Source organism: Inquilinus sp. 2KB_23, assembly GCF_052115705.1.
In the GTDB taxonomy this organism is placed as follows: domain Bacteria; phylum Pseudomonadota; class Alphaproteobacteria; order DSM-16000; family Inquilinaceae; genus Inquilinus; species Inquilinus ginsengisoli_A.
Genome location: NZ_JBFRHF010000002.1, coordinates 134,648 through 151,429, shown reverse-complemented (window position 1 = coordinate 151,429; position 16,782 = coordinate 134,648). Strand labels below are relative to the sequence as shown.

General features: G+C 67.9%; 12 protein-coding genes. 3 read left to right on the top strand and 9 right to left on the bottom strand.

Translation table 11 applies throughout. The annotated features are described in order from the left end of the window. Positions 1–232: 232 nt before the first annotated feature. The 7 genes from tkt to AB4112_RS02915 form a co-directional block, all read right to left on the bottom strand. Positions 233–2,263, bottom strand: coding sequence for a transketolase (gene tkt / locus AB4112_RS02945; protein ID WP_441717265.1), 2,031 nt, complete (start codon positions 2,261–2,263; stop codon positions 233–235). A gap of 181 nt (positions 2,264–2,444) precedes the next feature. Then, positions 2,445–4,652, bottom strand: coding sequence for an aldehyde oxidoreductase molybdenum-binding subunit PaoC (gene paoC / locus AB4112_RS02940; RefSeq protein ID WP_441717009.1), 2,208 nt, complete (start codon positions 4,650–4,652; stop codon positions 2,445–2,447). 3 nt (positions 4,653–4,655) lie between these two features. Beyond that, positions 4,656–5,606, bottom strand: a complete 951-nt coding sequence (locus AB4112_RS02935) for an FAD binding domain-containing protein (RefSeq protein ID WP_441717008.1) — start codon at positions 5,604–5,606, stop codon at positions 4,656–4,658. Continuing rightward, positions 5,603–6,238: an aldehyde dehydrogenase iron-sulfur subunit PaoA gene (paoA, locus tag AB4112_RS02930; RefSeq protein WP_441717007.1), complete on the bottom strand. Its 636-nt coding sequence runs from the start codon at positions 6,236–6,238 to the stop codon at positions 5,603–5,605. The genes AB4112_RS02935 and paoA overlap by 4 nt, the downstream gene beginning before the upstream one ends. A 204-nt stretch (positions 6,239–6,442) precedes the next feature. Beyond that, a complete protein-coding gene (locus tag AB4112_RS02925; protein ID WP_309795483.1) occupies positions 6,443–7,231 on the bottom strand; it encodes an endonuclease/exonuclease/phosphatase family protein in 789 nt (262 codons plus the stop codon). Beyond that, entirely contained in the window at positions 7,228–9,396 is a 2,169-nt protein-coding gene (locus AB4112_RS02920) for a VTT domain-containing protein (protein ID WP_309795485.1), read from the bottom strand. Before AB4112_RS02920 ends, AB4112_RS02925 begins: the two co-directional genes overlap by 4 nt. Positions 9,397–9,419: 23 nt before the next feature. Further along, positions 9,420–9,608, bottom strand: a complete 189-nt coding sequence (locus tag AB4112_RS02915; RefSeq protein ID WP_309795487.1) for a DUF3008 family protein — start codon at positions 9,606–9,608, stop codon at positions 9,420–9,422. Positions 9,609–9,954: 346 nt separating this feature from the next. Between AB4112_RS02915 and AB4112_RS02910 the strand changes: the two genes are divergently transcribed. After that, positions 9,955–12,147, top strand: a complete 2,193-nt coding sequence (locus AB4112_RS02910) for a WD40/YVTN/BNR-like repeat-containing protein (protein ID WP_309795489.1) — start codon at positions 9,955–9,957, stop codon at positions 12,145–12,147. Between the two features lie 16 nt (positions 12,148–12,163). Further along, on the top strand, positions 12,164–14,194 hold the full coding sequence (locus AB4112_RS02905; RefSeq protein WP_309795492.1) for a glycoside hydrolase family 5 protein: 2,031 nt from the start codon (positions 12,164–12,166) through the stop codon (positions 14,192–14,194). 144 nt (positions 14,195–14,338) lie between these two features. On the opposite strand, the gene AB4112_RS02900 is transcribed toward AB4112_RS02905, so the two are convergent. Further along, positions 14,339–14,620 (bottom strand): hypothetical protein, encoded by a 282-nt coding sequence (locus tag AB4112_RS02900; protein WP_309795495.1) that lies wholly within the window; start codon positions 14,618–14,620, stop codon positions 14,339–14,341. 420 nt (positions 14,621–15,040) lie between these two features. Here AB4112_RS02900 and AB4112_RS02895 point away from each other — a divergent pair, with 420 nt between their 5' ends. Further along, positions 15,041–15,592, top strand: coding sequence for a DUF4142 domain-containing protein (locus AB4112_RS02895; RefSeq protein ID WP_309795496.1), 552 nt, complete (start codon positions 15,041–15,043; stop codon positions 15,590–15,592). A gap of 241 nt (positions 15,593–15,833) precedes the next feature. On the opposite strand, the gene xth is transcribed toward AB4112_RS02895, so the two are convergent. Then, positions 15,834–16,607: an exodeoxyribonuclease III gene (xth, locus tag AB4112_RS02890; protein WP_441717006.1), complete on the bottom strand. Its 774-nt coding sequence runs from the start codon at positions 16,605–16,607 to the stop codon at positions 15,834–15,836. Between the last annotated feature and the right edge of the window lie 175 nt (positions 16,608–16,782).

Genomic DNA, 16,782 nt, shown 5'->3' with positions numbered 1-16,782 from the left:
GCTGGCTGAGTTATGAGTTCCGTGGACGTGAAAATGATCGGGGAGAATTCCCATATTAGAAGTAGTAATAATCAAAATATGGCATATAAAAACATCTCATATTAACGAATTAGTAATGGTGAAAACAATATTTTCTTACGAATTTTATTGAAGAGAATCGTCCTGGAAATCTGCGCGGCCCAATGCTCCCAAAACCATCCCCGGATCGCGCAGCCGGCCTCTCGGTCGACGGTCACATTTTGGAGGACAGGGTCTTGCGGGCCGCTCCCACAACGGCGTCCACCGTGATGTCGAACTTGGCGTAGACGTCGGCGATCTTGCCCGAGGCGCCGAAGCCGCGCATGCCCACGAAGGCTCCGTCGAACCCCAGGTAGCGTTCCCAGCCCAGCTCGACGGCGGCTTCGACGGCGACGCGGGCGGTGCCGTCGACCAGCACATCCCGGCGATACGCCGCATCCTGCTGCTCGAACAGCAGCCGGCACGGCATCGACACCACCGCCGTCGGCACGCCCTCGGCCTGCAGCGCCTCGCGGGCGGCCACCGCCAGCTGCAACTCCGACCCGGTGCCGATGATGGTGAGCTGCCGCGGGCCGCCTTCGGCCTCGTGGAGGACATAGGCGCCCCGGGCGGATTTGTTCTCACCCCCTGCCTCTCGCCGCAGCAGCGGCACCGGCTGGCGGGACAGGGCCAGGAGGGCGGCCCGGCGCGGCGTGTCCAGCACCACCTCCCAGCATTCGGCGGTCTCGATCGCATCCGCCGGGCGGAACACCGCCAGATGCGGAATCGCGCGAAGCGCCGCCAGATGTTCGATCGGCTGGTGGGTGGGACCGTCCTCGCCCAGGCCGATCGAGTCATGGGTCATGACGAAGATGGTGCGGATCTCCATCATCGCCGCCAGGCGGATCGACGGGCGGCAGTAGTCCGAGAAGCACATGAAGGTGCCGCCATATGGGATCAGGCCGCCATGCAGCGCGATCCCGTTCATCATCGCCGCCATGCCGTGCTCGCGGACGCCGTAATGCACATAGGAGCCGTGATACATGCCGGGGCGGATCTCGACCTCCCCGGCGGCCTTGGTGTTGTTGGACGGGGTCAGGTCGGCCGATCCGCCGAGCAGCTCGGGGATCGCGGCGAAGAGGTGGTCGAGCACGGCGCCGCTGGCCTGCCGCGTCGCCATCGGCTTGCCGGCCTGGACGAAGTCCTGCCGCGCCCCAACGATCGCCTGCTTCCAGTTGTCGGGCAGGTCGCCGCGGTTGCGGCGCTCGAAATCCCCACGCAACGCCTCCGGCGCCTGCTTCACTCGTTCGACCCAGGCCAGGCGCTTGTCCCGGCCGCGCGACCCGATCGCCCGCCAGGCCTGCAGCAGGTCGTCCGGGATCTCGAAGGGCGGCGCGGTCCAACCCAGCTGCTCGCGCGCGCCGGCGATCTCCGCCTCGCCCGGGGCGTCGCTGTGGGCCTTCTGGGTGCCGGCCCGGGTCGGCATGCCGAAGCCGATGATGGTGCGGCAATTGATCAGCGTCGGCTTGTCGGTGACGGCCTGGGCCTCGGTGATCGCGGCGCGGATCTGGTCGGTGTCGTGCCCGTCGATCTCCAGCACATGCCAGTTCGACGCCCGGAAGCGGTCGGATTGGTGGTCGGAGACGGACAGGCTGGTCGGGCCGTCGATGGTGATGGAGTTGTTGTCGAAGAAGGCAATCAGCTTGCCGAGCCGGAGGTGCCCGGCCAGCGAGATCGCCTCATGGCTGATGCCCTCCATCAGGCAGCCGTCGCCGAGGAAGACATAGGTGAAGTGGTTGACGAGATCGTCGCCGAAGCTGGCGTTCATGACGCGCTCGGCCAGCGCCAGGCCAGCGGCGTTGGCCGTACCCTGGCCCAGCGGCCCGGTGGTGGTCTCGATGCCGTCGGCATGGTGGTATTCCGGGTGGCCGGGGGTCCGGCTGTCGACCTGCCGGAAGCGCTGGATCTGCTCGATCGTCATGTCGCGGTAGCCGGTGAGGTACAGCAGGCTGTACAGCAGCATCGAGCCGTGGCCGTTGGATAGCAGGAAGCGGTCCCGGTCGATCCAGTGCGGGTCCGAGGCATCGAAGGTCAGGAAATCGCGGAACAGCACCGTGGCGATGTCGGCCATCCCCATCGGCATGCCGGGATGCCCGCTCTTGGCCCGCTCCACCGCGTCCATCGAGAGGGCCCGGATGCAGTTGGCCAGGGCCCAGAGCTCCGGATCCTTTGGTTGCGGAAGCGGGGCTGCCTCGGGCCGATCCATCGCAGCGGTCATGTTCGCTCACTCCTGGGTCCGGGGCGGTCGCCTGGGTCGAATATCGACTCAACGACCGACATCGCGGTTATCGCCGACCTGTCGGCTCGATCCCCGACATCCCAAAGACGTGATCGTCTTCGTTGGCCGAGAGATGCGCCTGGATCTGTGGTCGGCGCTTCATATCCGATCATGCCACTTCCGGCAGCCGGGCCAGCAGCTTGTCGAGCGTGATCGGATAGTCCCGCACGCGCACGCCGGTCGCGTTGTGGATCGCGTTGGCGACCGCGGCGCCAACCCCGCAGATGCCGAGCTCGCCGACGCCCTTGGCCTTCATCGGGGACGACATCGGATCGGTCTCGTCGAGGAAGACCACCTCCTGGTGCGGAATATCGGCATGGACCGGCACCTCGTAGCCGGCGAGGTCGTGGTTGACGAAGAGGCCGATGCGCTTGTCGACCGCCAGCTCCTCCATCAGCGCCGCGCCGACACCCATGGTCATCGCGCCGATCACCTGGCTGCGCGCCGTCTTCGGGTTGAGGATGCGGCCGGCGGCGCACACCGCCAGCATCCGCCTGACGCGGATCTCGGCGGTCGCGGAATCGACGCCGACTTCGACGAAATGCGCGCCGAAGGTCGATTGCTGGTGCGTCTTGTCGAGGTCGCCATATTCGATGGCGTCCTCGGCCACGATGTCGCCTTCCGTGACGGCCTGGGCCAGCGGCACGCTGCGGTTGCCCGCATGCACATGGCTGTCGGCGAATACCGCCTCGGCCGAGTTGTATCCCAGCTTCTGCGCCACCGCCTCGCGCAGCTTCAAACAGGCGGCATAGACGCCGGCGGTCGAATTGTTGCCGCCCCATTGCCCGCCCGACCCGCACGAGACCGGGAAGGTCGAGTCGCCCAGGCGCACCACCACCTTGTCGAGCGGCACGCCCATCATCTCGGCCGCGGTCTGGGCAATGATCGTGTAGCTGCCGGTGCCGATGTCGGTCATGTCGGTTTCGACCGTCACATCCCCCCGACTGTCGAGCCGGACGCGTGCCGCCGATGTCGTCACGAGGTTGTTGCGCAATGCGGCGGCGACGCCCATGCCGACCAGCCAGCGCCCGTCCTGCGTCTTGCCAGGCTGCGGGGTCCGCTTGCTCCAGCCGAAGCGGGCGGCACCGGTGCGCAGGCATTCGACCAGGTTGCGCTGCGAGAACGGCCGTTCGGGCTTTTCGGGATCGACCTGGGTGTCGTTGAGGATGCGGAACTCCACCGGGTCGAGACCGAGCTTCTCGGCCATCTCGTCGATGGCGATCTCCAGCGCCATCAGGCCCGGCGCCTCGCCTGGCGCGCGCATGGCATTGCCCTCGGGCAGGTCGAGCGCCGCGAGCTTCGTCGTCGTCATCCGGTTGGCGCCGGCATAGAGCAGGCGAGTCTGGTTGACCGCGGTCTCGGGCTCGCCGCCCGGCAGGTTGCCGGACCATCCCTCATGGCCGATCGCGGCGATCCTGCCGTCCCGGGCCGCGCCGATGCGGATACGCTGGATCGTCGCGGGCCGGTGGGTGGTGTTGTTGAAGATGAGGGGCCGAGGCACCGCTACCTTCACCGGCCGCCGCGCGACTCGGGCGCCCAGCGCCGCAAGCAGTGCATCGGACCGCACGAACAGCTTGCCGCCGAAGCCGCCGCCGATGAAGGGCGAGATCAGGCGGACCTTCTCCTTGGGGATGCCGAGCGTCTTCGCCACATCCCCCGTGCCCCAGTCGATCATCTGGTTCGAGGTCCAGATCGTGAGCTTGTCCCCATCCCACGCTGCGATCGAGGCATGCGGCTCCATCATCGCGTGCCCCTGATCGGGCGTGGTGTAGGTCGCGTCGAGCTGGACCGGCGCCGCGGCGAACGCGCCGGCGAAGTCGCCGAAGGCCGTGTCCGGGGGGCCGCCGACGCCGGGTTTGGGGGTGACGGCGGAGTCCTTCGCCGCCGCGAGGTCGAAGGCACCCTCGGCGCTGACATAGTCGACGCGGATCAGCTGCGCTGCGGCTCGCGCCTGCTCGAAGGTCTCCGCGACGACGACCGCGATCGCCTGGTGATAGTGATCGATCGCGGGGCCGCCGAGCAGCTTGGCCGGGTTGTAGTCGCCCTTGCCCAGCTTGCCGGCATTGTCCGCGGTGACGATGGCGAGCACGCCGGGCGCGGCCTTCGCGTGGCTCAGGTCGATCGACGCGATCCGGCCCTTGGCGATGGCCGCACCGACGACATGGCCGTAGGCCGGGTCCGGCACGGCATCATGCCGTTCATAGGCATAGGGCGCAGTGCCCGTGGTCTTCAGCGGACCGTCGATCCGGTCTCTCGGCTTGCCCACGATCTTGAGCTGGTCGATCGGATTGGTGGTGGCGGGGGTGTCGAACTTCATGGCTCAGGCCCTCGCTTCGGCCAGCACCGCGCCGAGCGTGCGCTCGGCCAGCAGCAGCTTGAATGCGTTCTCGTGCGTCGGCTTGGCATCGGCAAGCAGGCGCTCCGCGACCGCCTTCGCGCCGTGCGGCAGCTCCGTCTCGGCGGCCTCGACCCGCCAGGGCCTGTGGGCCACGCCGCCCAGGGCGACGCGCCCGGTGCCGTCGCGCTGCACGATCGCGCCGACCGAGACCAGCGCGAAGGCGTAGGAGGCCCGGTCCCGCACCTTGCGATAGATCTGCGTGCCGCCGAGCGGCTTGGGGAGGGTGACCGCCGTGATCAGCTCCCCGGGCTCCAGCGTCGTCTCGATGTGCGGCGTGTCGCCCGGCAGGCGGTAGAATTCGGCAATCGGGATGCTCCGCGTCGTGCCGTCGGCCCGCACGGTCTCCACGGCGGCGTCGAGCGCGCGCATCGCCACCGCCATGTCGCTCGGATGGGTCGCGATGCACGCGTCGCTCACCCCCAGCACCGCAAGCTGGCGGCTGACCCCGCCGATGGCGGCGCAACCGCTGCCAGGCTGGCGTTTGTTGCAGGGTTGGTTGGTGTCGTAGAAATACGGGCAGCGTGTGCGCTGCAGCAGGTTGCCCGCTGTCGTCGCCTTGTTGCGCAACTGGCCCGAAGCGCCTGCGAGCAAGGCACGAGAGAGCAGGCCATAGTCGCGCCGCACGCGCCGATCGGCGGCAAGATCCGTATTGCGGACCAGCGCGCCGATCCGCAGTCCGCCCTCCGGCGTCGCCTCGACCTTATCGAGCGCGAGCCCGTTCACGTCGATGAGGTGGGCCGGCGTCTCGATCTCGAGCTTCATCAGGTCGAGCAGGTTGGTGCCGCCGGCAATGAATTTGGCGCCCGGGATGCGCGTGACCGCCGCCGCGGCTTCTGCAGGTGAGGCGGCGCGTTCGTAGGTGAAGGACCTCATGCCTGCCTCCCGGCGACCTCGGTGATCGCGTCGACGATGTTGGAATAAGCGCCGCAGCGGCAGATGTTGCCGCTCATCCGCTCGCGCAGTTCGGCCGCCGTCACTTGCGGATGCGCGGTGAGGTCGGCGCTGACATGGCTAGGCACCCCGGCTGCGATCTCGTCGAGCACCGCCACGGCCGAGCAGATCTGGCCGGGCGTACAGTAGCCGCACTGATAGCCGTCATGCTTGACGAAGGCGGCTTGCATCGGGTGCAGCCCGTCGGGCACGCCCAGCCCCTCGATGGTGGTGACGCTGTTGCCCTCATGCATGACCGCCAGCGTCAGGCATGAGTTGATCCGGCGGCCATCGACCACCACCGTGCAAGCGCCGCACTGGCCGTGGTCGCAGCCCTTCTTGGTGCCGGTGAGGTGCAGGTGCTCGCGCAACGCATCGAGCAGCGTGGTCCGGGTGTCGAGATCAAAATGGTGATGCTGGCCGTTCACCTCGAAGGACACCTTCGAGGTGAACGGCGCCCCGGTGACGGCGGGCTGGGCCCTGGCCATCGACGGCGCCGCGGTAATCGCCACGGATGCCGCTGTCCCGACCATGAGGCCGCGCCGGGATAGTTCGAGTTTGTCGGGATCCTGCATGTCGGTTCCATCCCATCCGCTGAATATGTCCGGCCGACGAGGCGGCACGGTCGTCGGCCTTGCCTTCCGGCACGGCGAGGTCTGCTGTCGCCGCGGGATCGCGGACCTGCGCGCAGTCCGGATGTGCCGGGAAGGCGAGAGTGACAAGCAGGCGAGATCCGGATCGCCGCCTGCTCTTCCACTGAGTCAATGTCCCGGTGCCGATCAGAGTTCCTGTCGCGAACGGCTCGCACGGATAGGCCGGTTCTCCGGCAGATCGTCGGTTCCGATCGGCGGGTCCGGCGGTGCTTGCAGGATCGGTGCCAGGCGGATCTCGGCGATCAGCGGCAGGTGGTCCGAGGCGTGGCGCCCGTCCGGGTCGGCCCAGCTGCGGATCAGCGCTGCGTGCGGACGGCAATAGACCCGGTCCAGCGTCAGGAGGGGCCAGCGTGCCGGAAAGGTGCGCTGCGGTGTGCGGGCCGGCAGCACCTGCGCGAGGCCCTTGCGGACGGCCCCGCGCCAGGTCCAGTCGTTGAAGTCGCCGAGCATGACCGACGTTTCCGCCGGGCTGTTCGCGATCCGTGCGAGCATCTCCGCCTGGCGCCGGCGCTCGGACAGCTTCAGGCCGAGATGCACGGCGGTGACGTGAAGCGCCGCGCCCGGCGTCGAGACGATGGTTTCGATGGCGCAGCGGGGTTCCTCGCCGAGCAGCGACAGGTCATGCAGCCGGGTGGCCGACAGCGGCCAGCGGCTGATCAGCAGATGGCCGTAATGCCCGTCCGGGGCGACGATGGTCCGGGCCTCTGCGGCGTGGCTGCCGAGCGCCGTCGCCAGCAGGGCGAAGGGCGAGGTCGCATCGCGGCCGCGGGAATCGACCTCCTGCAAGGCGATGATGTCGGGCGCATGACGGCGGATCAGCGCGATGATGCGGTCGAGGTCGTAGCGGCCATCCGGGCCGATGCCGGCATGGATGTTCCAGGTCAGCAGGCGGATCGGGGCCGTGTCGAACGTCACCGGTCGGTTTGCCGTCGCCGCATCACCAGCGCCTGCAGGCCGATCGAGAGGGCGATCCAGGCGAGGACGACGGCGATCAGGATCGACACATCCAGCAGCGACGGCGCGCGGAAGATCGGCATGATGCGGTCGCCCAGCGCCGAGAGGGTGATCAGGCCGGGCGCCAGCCCCAGGGCGGTTCCCACGGCGTAGTCGACGATCGGAATCCGGGCCGCGCCGGCGGCGAGGTTGACCAGGGTGAAGGGCGCGATGGGAACCAGGCGGATGCTCGTCATGGCGATGATGCCGCGCCGGGCGATGGCGCCGCGGATGCGGCCGAGGCGGGGGCCCATGGCGTCGCGCAGGATGGTTTCCCCCAGGCCGCGGCCGATGAAATAGGTGACGAGCGCGCTGGCGAGGGCTCCGGCGCCGGCATAGGCCACGCCGGGCCATGCCCCGAAGGCGGCGGCGGTGGCGGCGATCAGCACCGTCACCGGGAACATGACCAGCCCGGCCAGCACGAACAGGCCGATGACCACGAGGGGGGCAAGCCCCTGCTCGCCGATGCCCTGGAGAGCCCCCTGCAGCAGGTCCGGCCGCGTCCATTCGGCCAGCGCGGTGGTGCGCCAGGCCAGGACCAGCAGCACGGCCGCCAGGACCACCGGGGCAAGCCGCAGCAGGCCGCGCCACCGGGCCGTGACCGAACCCAGGGCCCGCTCGATCAGGCCGGCGCCCAGAAGCGGCCGATGCGGGTCCGCGACGGCGGCGAAGGACCACGCGCTGTCATCGCCGATGGTCCCGCCATCGTCGGTCGGCTGCAGGCAGCGCTTGCCGTGGGCGAGAGCGTCGATGGCGGCGCGCACCGACCCGGAGGCCGAGATCCGCCGCGCCATGTCCTCCGCCCCGATGCCGCAATGCTCCGCCAGCAGCCGGTTGCGCACCGCCGTGATCGCGGTTCGGTCGGCGTCGTCGGCCGCCTCGATCGTAAGGTCGCATTCGCTGTCGACAGCCATCGAGCGGTTGCACAGATTGGCGGACCCGATCCGCAGCAGCCGGTCGTCGACGATCATCAGCTTGGAATGCACCATGATGTCGGTCGCCGCGCCGTCACGGCTGGTGCGGGGGTGCAGCAGGCGAATGCGGTCGCCGACCCCGGCGGCGCGAAGCGTCGCGATGAAGCGGACCCGTCCCGACACCATGGCGCGGTGCTCGATCCAGCTGTTGTGGATGTGGGGCCCGACGATCACGACCTCGAGCCCGGGGACGGCCTGCAGGCGCGCGGCCAGACGCATGGCGAGGCGGGTGCAGGTCAGGAACTGGTTCTCGATGTAGATCGTGGTCTCGGCGGATTCGATCATGTCCTCGAACAGGGCTTCGACCTCCCGGACCTCACGCTCGCCGGGATAGGACGGCAGCGTCCGGGAAATGCCGACCGTGACGTCGCGGAAATCCGGCGCCACCGCATCGGGCCATGGGTCGTTGGCGACAGGGACGGGGACAGGGACCTCGTCCGTGGCTCTTTCCCAGCGCCACCGGGCCAGCGCCGCCAGCGCGATGGCGGCCGGGCCATCGACCATCAACTGGACGTCGTGGAAAGGAGGGTAGGGGACGCCGCTGGGGTCGACCCGATGCCCGTTCGCGGGGGCGTGGGCCGGCGTGTCCCATCGCCGGATCGTCAGGTCGAGCCCGCCGACAAAGGCGACGGCATCGTCGATCACCACGATCTTCTGATGATGCGAGGAGCCGACCGGGATCTCGTCGTCGAGGCACAGTTCGATCTGGCGCGGGGTGCTCCATTGCAGGGTGAGCAGCGGCAGCGACTCGCGTTCCAGCGCATAGAGCAGCGAGTAGTTCCACAGCAGCAGCCTGATCGACAGCTGCGGCTCGTCACGCACCAGGGCGCACAGGAAATCGCCGAGCTGCGCGGGCAGCCCATCGTCGGGCACACCCTGCGGCCCCACCAGCGGCGTGCGGCTGTCGATGTCCCAGCCGATGATGGCGATGCTGCGCTTCGCCCGGCGCATCGCCGCCCGCAGCGCCCCGTAATAGGCGGCGGCATCCACCAGCACCGCAGCACGCCGGGCCGGCTCGACCCGCCAGCTGTTGGCGCCCGGCCTCAACACCGCCGGAGTCGAGCGCCGACCCACGGCCGGATCGGTCGACGCTGCGCCGAGGTTGGCCCTCATGTCATGGCGCCCGATCGTCGCTGCTACGACTTCGAGGCGTGGTCGGGCCTGCCCTTCCGCTTGGTCGAAGCCAGTTCGTCGAGCTGCGTCTCGCTCATCGACTTGTACATCGACTTCGAAGCGCCCTTGAGGTCGCCGACCTTCTGCTCGCCGCGCTTGGCCGAGAGGGCCGCTCCCGCCGCCTTCTGCTGCGCCTTCGATTTCGCAGGCATGTCCATGCTCCTCTACAGTGATCCGCCATGGAAACGACGCGTCGCGACGGCCGGTTCCAGCCCGTCGACGGCCGGGCGCGGCGGTCGCCCGCATGGGCCGATGAATTTGTTTCGCCTTGTGCCGATGGGATCTTGCGCGCGTTGCAGGAATGTGTCGGCCTGGAGTGGCATATATAGGAAGTGATTCGCGGCCGGGGGACTGCGGACCTCTCAGGATCCAGCAAGCCGGATCGATTTTGCGGCGCTGGTCTGGATGGGGATCATTTTATCGGGAAGGGCGTTCCGGTCGGCTCCGGACAGGGGGCGTCGGTCAGGCCCGTTTGACAATCAACCGGAGGGGGGCCCGGTGAACCATAGAGTCATGATCGCCTTGATGGCGGTGCTGTTCCTGTTCGCGCCGTCGCTCGGCCACGCGCAGACACTGACCTGGAAGCCCGGCAACCCCGGCGGTGGCGGCGCGTTCAACTCGCCCGTCGTGACCGCCGAGGGATACTGGGCCACCGGTTCCGATCTCGGTGGCCTCTATCTCAGCACGAATGCGGGGGCAAGCTGGACCGCGGTGGGGTCGGCCCAGGGGCTGACCGTCACCCATATCGCATCGCTGGCGGCCCACCCCTCGGGCAAGCTGCTGGTCGGCACCGATGGCGGGCTCTTCGTCGGCAACAGCAACGGCACCGGCTTCAGCCGGAAATACGCCACTGGCTACATCGCCGCGATCGCCGTGTCGGCCAATCCGAACATCGTCTACGCCGCGGTGCACCCGCAGTGGGACGCCCTGCAGCCCTACATCATCCGCTCCACCGATGCGGGCCAGACCTGGAGCGCGACGGGGTCCAACCTGCCCGCCGGCCTGCGCATCACCGGGCTGCGCACCCATCCCGTGGATCCCGACGGCGTCTGGGCGATCAGCGGCCGGGGGCGCTTTCCGGACCGCCCGGAAAGCCAGGTGATCTACCAGGCGCATTTCTCCACCGATGGCGGCCAGACCTTCACCCGGCTCGACCCGCAGCAGGGCAAGCTGGTCGACATCGCCTACGGCCAGGACCCGCAGAACCTCAACCTGATGTATGCGACGGTGGTCGCGACCGGCAATGCGCCGCAGGTCTATAAGTCTCTGGAAACCGGATACTCCTGGACGCTCCTCGCCTCCGGCGCCCAGGCGCCTTCGGGGATCATCCTGGCCGACCCCTCCAACTCCAGCCGGGTCCGGATCGTCGGCCTCGACGACCAGGCCCTGCGCCCTGCCGGGACCTATGGCAGCTTTCTGTGGGAGAGCAGCAATAGTGGGGCGACCTGGGTCAAGCGCACCCTGAGCGTCACCGGCGGCTGGTCCCAGGCCGACGAGGACTGGGGAATGGGCTTCAGCTACCAGGGGCTCGGCCAGACCCTCGGCTATAACCCCTCATTCCCCAACACCGTGCTGTGGACCAACAACCAGTTCCTCTACGCCAGCAGCGATGGCGCCAAGAACTGGAGCGACAGCGTCTCCACCGCGGTCACCGGCAAGTGGCGCTCGCGCGGCATCGACAATGTGGTGCCGATCGTGGTCGAGCAGAGCGCGGCTGACGCCAACTTGGTCTATGCCGGATACATGGATCTCGGCCTGTGGCGCTCGGACGATGGCGGCAGCAGCTGGACCAGCCTGGACGCCGCGCCATACACCGGCGGATGGGCCGGCAAGGGCGGCAACAGCCTGAGCGTGACCGCGGATCCCAGCCGCCCCGACGTGGTCTGGGCCCAGCTGGGCGGCAATATGGAGAATTGCGGCACCCCCTGCGCCGAACCGCTGTATCTGCTGAAGAGCACGAACCGTGGCGCGACCTGGCAGCAGCTGACCCAGGGGCTGCCCAGCCCGATCCGGCGCCTGGAGGGGCTGACCGTGGCGCCCGACAGCACCGTCACGTCGCGCTGGGTCTACGCGGCCGTCAATGGTGATGTGTATCTGAGCGAGGATGACGGCGCCTCGTGGCAGATGGTGCTGAACTGCCCCAACGACGACTGCTTCCGGATCTACTACACCGCGACCAACGGCGTGTTCGCCCTGTCGGCCGGCGCGATCTACCGCTCGTGGCAGGGCGGCAGCGTCAACACCTGGAGCCAGCTGACCCTGCCCGCCGCCATGACCAGCGGCTGGACGGCGGGCCAGCACTGGCTGCACGACGTCTGGACCTATAGCGGGCCGATGGATCTGGCCAGCCGCGACAACAACATCTGGATCGCGGTCAAGGGCAGCGGCAAGGGCCTGTACCGGTCGGCGGATTATGGCCAGAGCTGGGCGCGCGTCCAGGCCGATGACTGGGCCAGCACCGTGACGGTCCATCCCGGCACCGGCCGGGTCTATCTCGGCAGCTCCAGCGCGGTCCATGCCGGCGGCTACGCCTCGACCAGCCTGGGCGTGCTCACCAGCGCCAACGGCATCTCGGCCTGGACGGCGCAGAACCAGGGCCTGGCCTATCCGTTCGCGCTGTTTGCCAGGGTCGCCGCCAATGGCGCGCTGTGGCTGGCCTCGCCCGGGCAGGGCGTCATGAAGTGGCGGTGACATCATGAACAGCCGCTTGCTCCGGGGCCTTTTCGCCCTGATGGGACTGCTCGGCACGCTCGGCTTCGGCAGTGCGCGCGCCGCCGACCCGGTGGTGATCTACAGCGATGCGCTGCAGGCTGGCTGGCAGGATTGGAGCTGGTCGTCCGGCCAGATCCTGACCAACACCGCCACGGTGCATGGCGGCACCCGCTCGATCCGGCTGGTGCAAGGCGGCTGGGGCGGCCTGTACCTGCACACCGTGGCGATCAGCACCACCGGCTATGGCGCCTTCACCTTCTGGGCGCATGGCGGGACGGCCGGCGGCCAGCTGCTGCAGGTGGAGGCCCGGGACGCCAGCGGCAACCCGATCACCCCCGTGCCGCTGGCGCCGCTCCTGGCCAACCAGTGGCGGCAATACTCGGTCGATCTGTCGGCGCTGGACGCGCAGGACCGGCAGATCACCGGCTTCGTCATCCAGAACGCGACCGCAGGCACCCTGCCGCAATACTTCGTCGACGACATCGGGATCAGCGTCGCGCCGACCCGGCAGGTCCTCTACGACGACCAGTTCCGCAACGGCTGGACGCCGGGCAGCGGCTGGAACATCAGCAGCAACACCGCCACCACCAGCCCGGTGCATGCCGGCACCAAATCCATCGGCATCACGCCCACCGGCGAATGGGGCCAGTTCTATTTCGACAAGGAAGGCTTCAGCACCGCGGGCTTCGACACGCTCGAACTCTGGGCCCATGGCGGCACCGCGGGCGGCCAGGTGGTGTCGGTCGACGCCTTCCGCGCCGGCAGCTTCCTGGGCACCGTGGTGCTCTCGCCCATGACCGCGGGGCAGTGGACCCGGTACGAGGTGTCGCTGGCCGATCTCGGCGTGGCGAACACCACGATCGACACCCTGGCGATCAAGCACTATTCCGACGCGGCCGGGCCCCGGTTCTATGTGGACGACCTAGCGATGGTCGGCCAGGGCTCCGGCCCCTCCAACGTGGCGATGAGCGGGCTACATGTGCAGGGCAACCAGCTGCTCAACGGCCAGGGGCAGGCGCTGTTCGTCCACGGCGTCAATCGCGGGACCACCGGCTTCGAATGCGTGCAGGGCTACGACGCCACGCCGCGCGACCAGGCCTTCGTCGATGCGGTCAAGTCGTGGAACGCCAATGCCGTGCGGGTTCCGTTGAACGAGCAGTGCTGGCTGGGCATCAACACCACCAGCGCGAACGCAGCCTTTATGGGCGCGACGTACCGGCAGGCCATCATCGACTACGTCAACCTGATGACCGCCAACAACCTCGCCGTCATCGTCGACCTGCACTATGCGATGCCGGGCTCGCTGTCGACCATCGGGCTGGATTTCCAGCCGATGCCCAACGCCGATCATTCCGTCGCGTTCTGGACCAGCGTGGCCAACGCATTCAAGGGCAACAGCGCGGTGATTTTCGACCTGTACAACGAACCCTTCCTGCTGAACGACCCGCCCGAGGCCCAGGCCTGGAGCTGCTGGCGCAACGGGGGCAGCAGCTGCTCGGTGAAGGTCGCGGATGACTATGTGGACACCAGCACGTCCTACACCGCGGTCGGGATGCAGGCGCTGGTCGATACGGTGCGCGCCACCGGGGCGGAGAACGTCCTGATGGTCGGCGGGCTCAGCCTGGCGGGCGACCTGAGCCACTGGCTGGCCTACAAGCCCACGGATCCGGAGAACAACATCGTCGCCTCCTGGCACCAGTACAACTTCGCGTCCTGCACCAGCCAGCAGTGCTGGGACGACGAGGTCGCGCCGGTGATGGACCAGGTCCCGCTGATCGTGGGCGAACATGGCATGGCCAATCACTTCGGCGCCAGCTGCGACACGGGCTACCTGGACCGGCTCTGGGCCTTCATCGAGGGCAAGAAGCAGGGCTACATGGCCTGGAACTTCAACACCTGGCCGGGCACCTGCGGCACCGGCGACTTCAACATCGGCCTGATCACCGACGAATCCGGCACCCCTTCGAGCTATGGATCCCAGTACTACAATCACCTGCGCGGGCTGACGAGCACCCACACGGATTGACGACGGGCGAACAGGCGCTCCGCCGAATTCATGACTCCGTCCCGGTGCGCTGTGTGCGGTGGGTGTAGCGGGCAAGCTAGGCGAGGACGGGGCCGGCCCGCCGAAGGCAGTAATGGCGGCGCCACGAGACTCCAGAGCCGGGGATTAGCCCGAACGGTATTTGCGGTTGGTCTCGCTCGCATTCGAGACCTTCCCGACATCGCCGAAGGCAATGGCGTTTCCGTAGACCGGGATCAGCTGCTGGTTCTGAAGATCCACGCGGTCGACGACGATGTCGTCTGTGTCACCGTTTGAGTTCGTCACCTTCAGGTGGTCGCCGGGTTTGCAGCGCTTCAAAATCACGATCGGATCCACGATTGACTCCCACGCAGTGCGATAGGGGGCAGCGAGCGCCGGAACAAGCGGCCGTCTGGCCAATTCGATCATCTGCCTACCCTGCCAACGAGACCACCGGCCGCGGTGTTCCGGGAGGTCTGTCGCCTGGGCTACCTCCCGTCGCGGGCCGATTAGTATGCTGTGCTTGCCGCCGTCGCCTCGGTCGCGCCCTGGGCCGGGAAATGGCCCGTCCCGGTCCCCAGCTGGTAGCTCAGCAGCGACGGCGTGGCATGGCGGCGGCGGAGGACCAGGCGCCGTCATCGCCGATGGTCCCGCCATCGTCCATGGAAACGACGCGTCGTGAAGGCCGGTTCCAGCCCGTCGGGATGGCCAGTCCCCGGTCGGCGGAAGAGGGGCGCCCGCACGACTCGCCCGTTCCGGACTCAATGGGACTTTGCGACAGATTCGGAACGTTGAGCGCGCCTGCCCCGTTGCAATCGGACATCGCATTCGTTTTCAGGGAGATCCGTCATGAGATCCGTCCTGTTGCTGTCCAGCGTCGCTGTTCTGGGGTCGTTGCTTCTCGGTGCCTGCAGCAAGGAGAACGAACCGGCGGCGGTGCTGGCGTCCCTGGCCCCGGCGTCGCAGATGGACCCGGCCAACTACGCCCAGACGGCCGGCATGAGCGACCTGTTCGAGGTCGAGGCCGGCAGGGTCGCGGCCAAGCGCGGGCGCAGCGCCGAGGTCAGGCAGTTCGCAACCATGATGGTGCGGGACCACACTGCGTCGACCGCCAAGATCCGCAGCGCCATCGCCGCCTCGAACCTGCCGATCCAGCTTCCCGCGAAGCTCGACCCACAGCACCAGGACGAGCTTGCCGCGCTGAAATCGGCCCGCCGCTCGGAGTTCGACAGGCTTTACATCGATGGACAGGTGGAGGGGCATCAGCAGGCGCTTAAGCTGCAGCAGAGCTACGGCGATTCCGGCAGCGATCCCAACCTCAAGGCCGTGGCCCTGGAGTTGGCGCCGATCGTCGAACACCATCTGTCGGAGGCCCAGACCATACAGTCCGGCCTTCAGTAAGCGGATGGCGCGTCCAGGAGAGGGCAAAGAGCCGGATCCGATCACCGGCGGTTGCCTTTGCGGGCGGGTGCGGTACACCGTGACGGCCGTGCCGAGGGTCCACCTCGCTGGACTTGCCTGGCTGCTCATGCGGGATCTGCATGCTGTCCGGGATCCGGACGTCGTGGTGGCGACACCCGCACGCGCCGATGAATCGTTGCCGAACCACTGATGCCGTCGACGACCTTGGCGGCGCACCCCGTCAGTCAGCCAAGTCGATCCAGACCGGCGCATGGTCGCTCGCCTTCTCCCATCCGCGGGCTCGGCGGTCGACCGACGCCGATACAAGGCGGTCGGCGACCGAAGGGCTGAGCAGCAGGTGATCGATGCGCAAGCCCGCATCCCGGGCGAACGCGTTCCGGAAGTACTTCCAGAAGGTATAGATCCGCTCATCCGGATGAAGCGTCCGCAGCGCATCGGTCCAGCCCTGATCGACCAGCCGTCGATAGGCGGCGCGGACCTCGGGACGGAACAGCGCATCGTCCCGCCAGCGCGCCGGCGCATAGACGTCGAGATCCGTCGGCATGACGTTGAGATCTCCCGCCAGCACCACCGGGATCTCGAGGTCCAGGAGGGTTGCAGCATAATCCGCCAGGCGGTCGAACCAGCGGAGCTTGTAGTCGAATTTCGCGCCCGGCGCCGGGTTGCCGTTCGGCAGGTAGAGGCAGCCGACCAGGACGCCGGCGACAGCTGCCTCGATATACCGGCTGTGGCTGTCGTTCGGGTCACCGGGAAGCCCGCGCCTGGTCTCCACCGGATCACTCCCACGGGCGAGGATGGCGACGCCGTTCCAGGCCTTCTGCCCGTGCCAGATCGCGCCGTAGCCCGCGTCGCGCAACGCGGCGGCCGGAAACCGGTCATCTGGCGACTTCAGCTCCTGCAGGCACACGACATCCGGCTCCGCGGATGCGAGCCAGCGGAGGAGGAGCGGCAATCGGCCGTTGATTCCATTGACGTTGAAGGTCGCGATCCTCATGGCGACTTAGTAAAGAGGAAGAGGCCAGTCTTGGTTCCCGGTCAGTAATGTCCAGGGTGAATGGGGAAATTATACTTTGTTGTATTCCCCATTCTCGCATTCGGCCGTTTCGTATCGTTTCGTTTTCAAGAAGGAGGGCCTTCGAGGAACGAAGAGGCTGCGGCGCCTATTCATC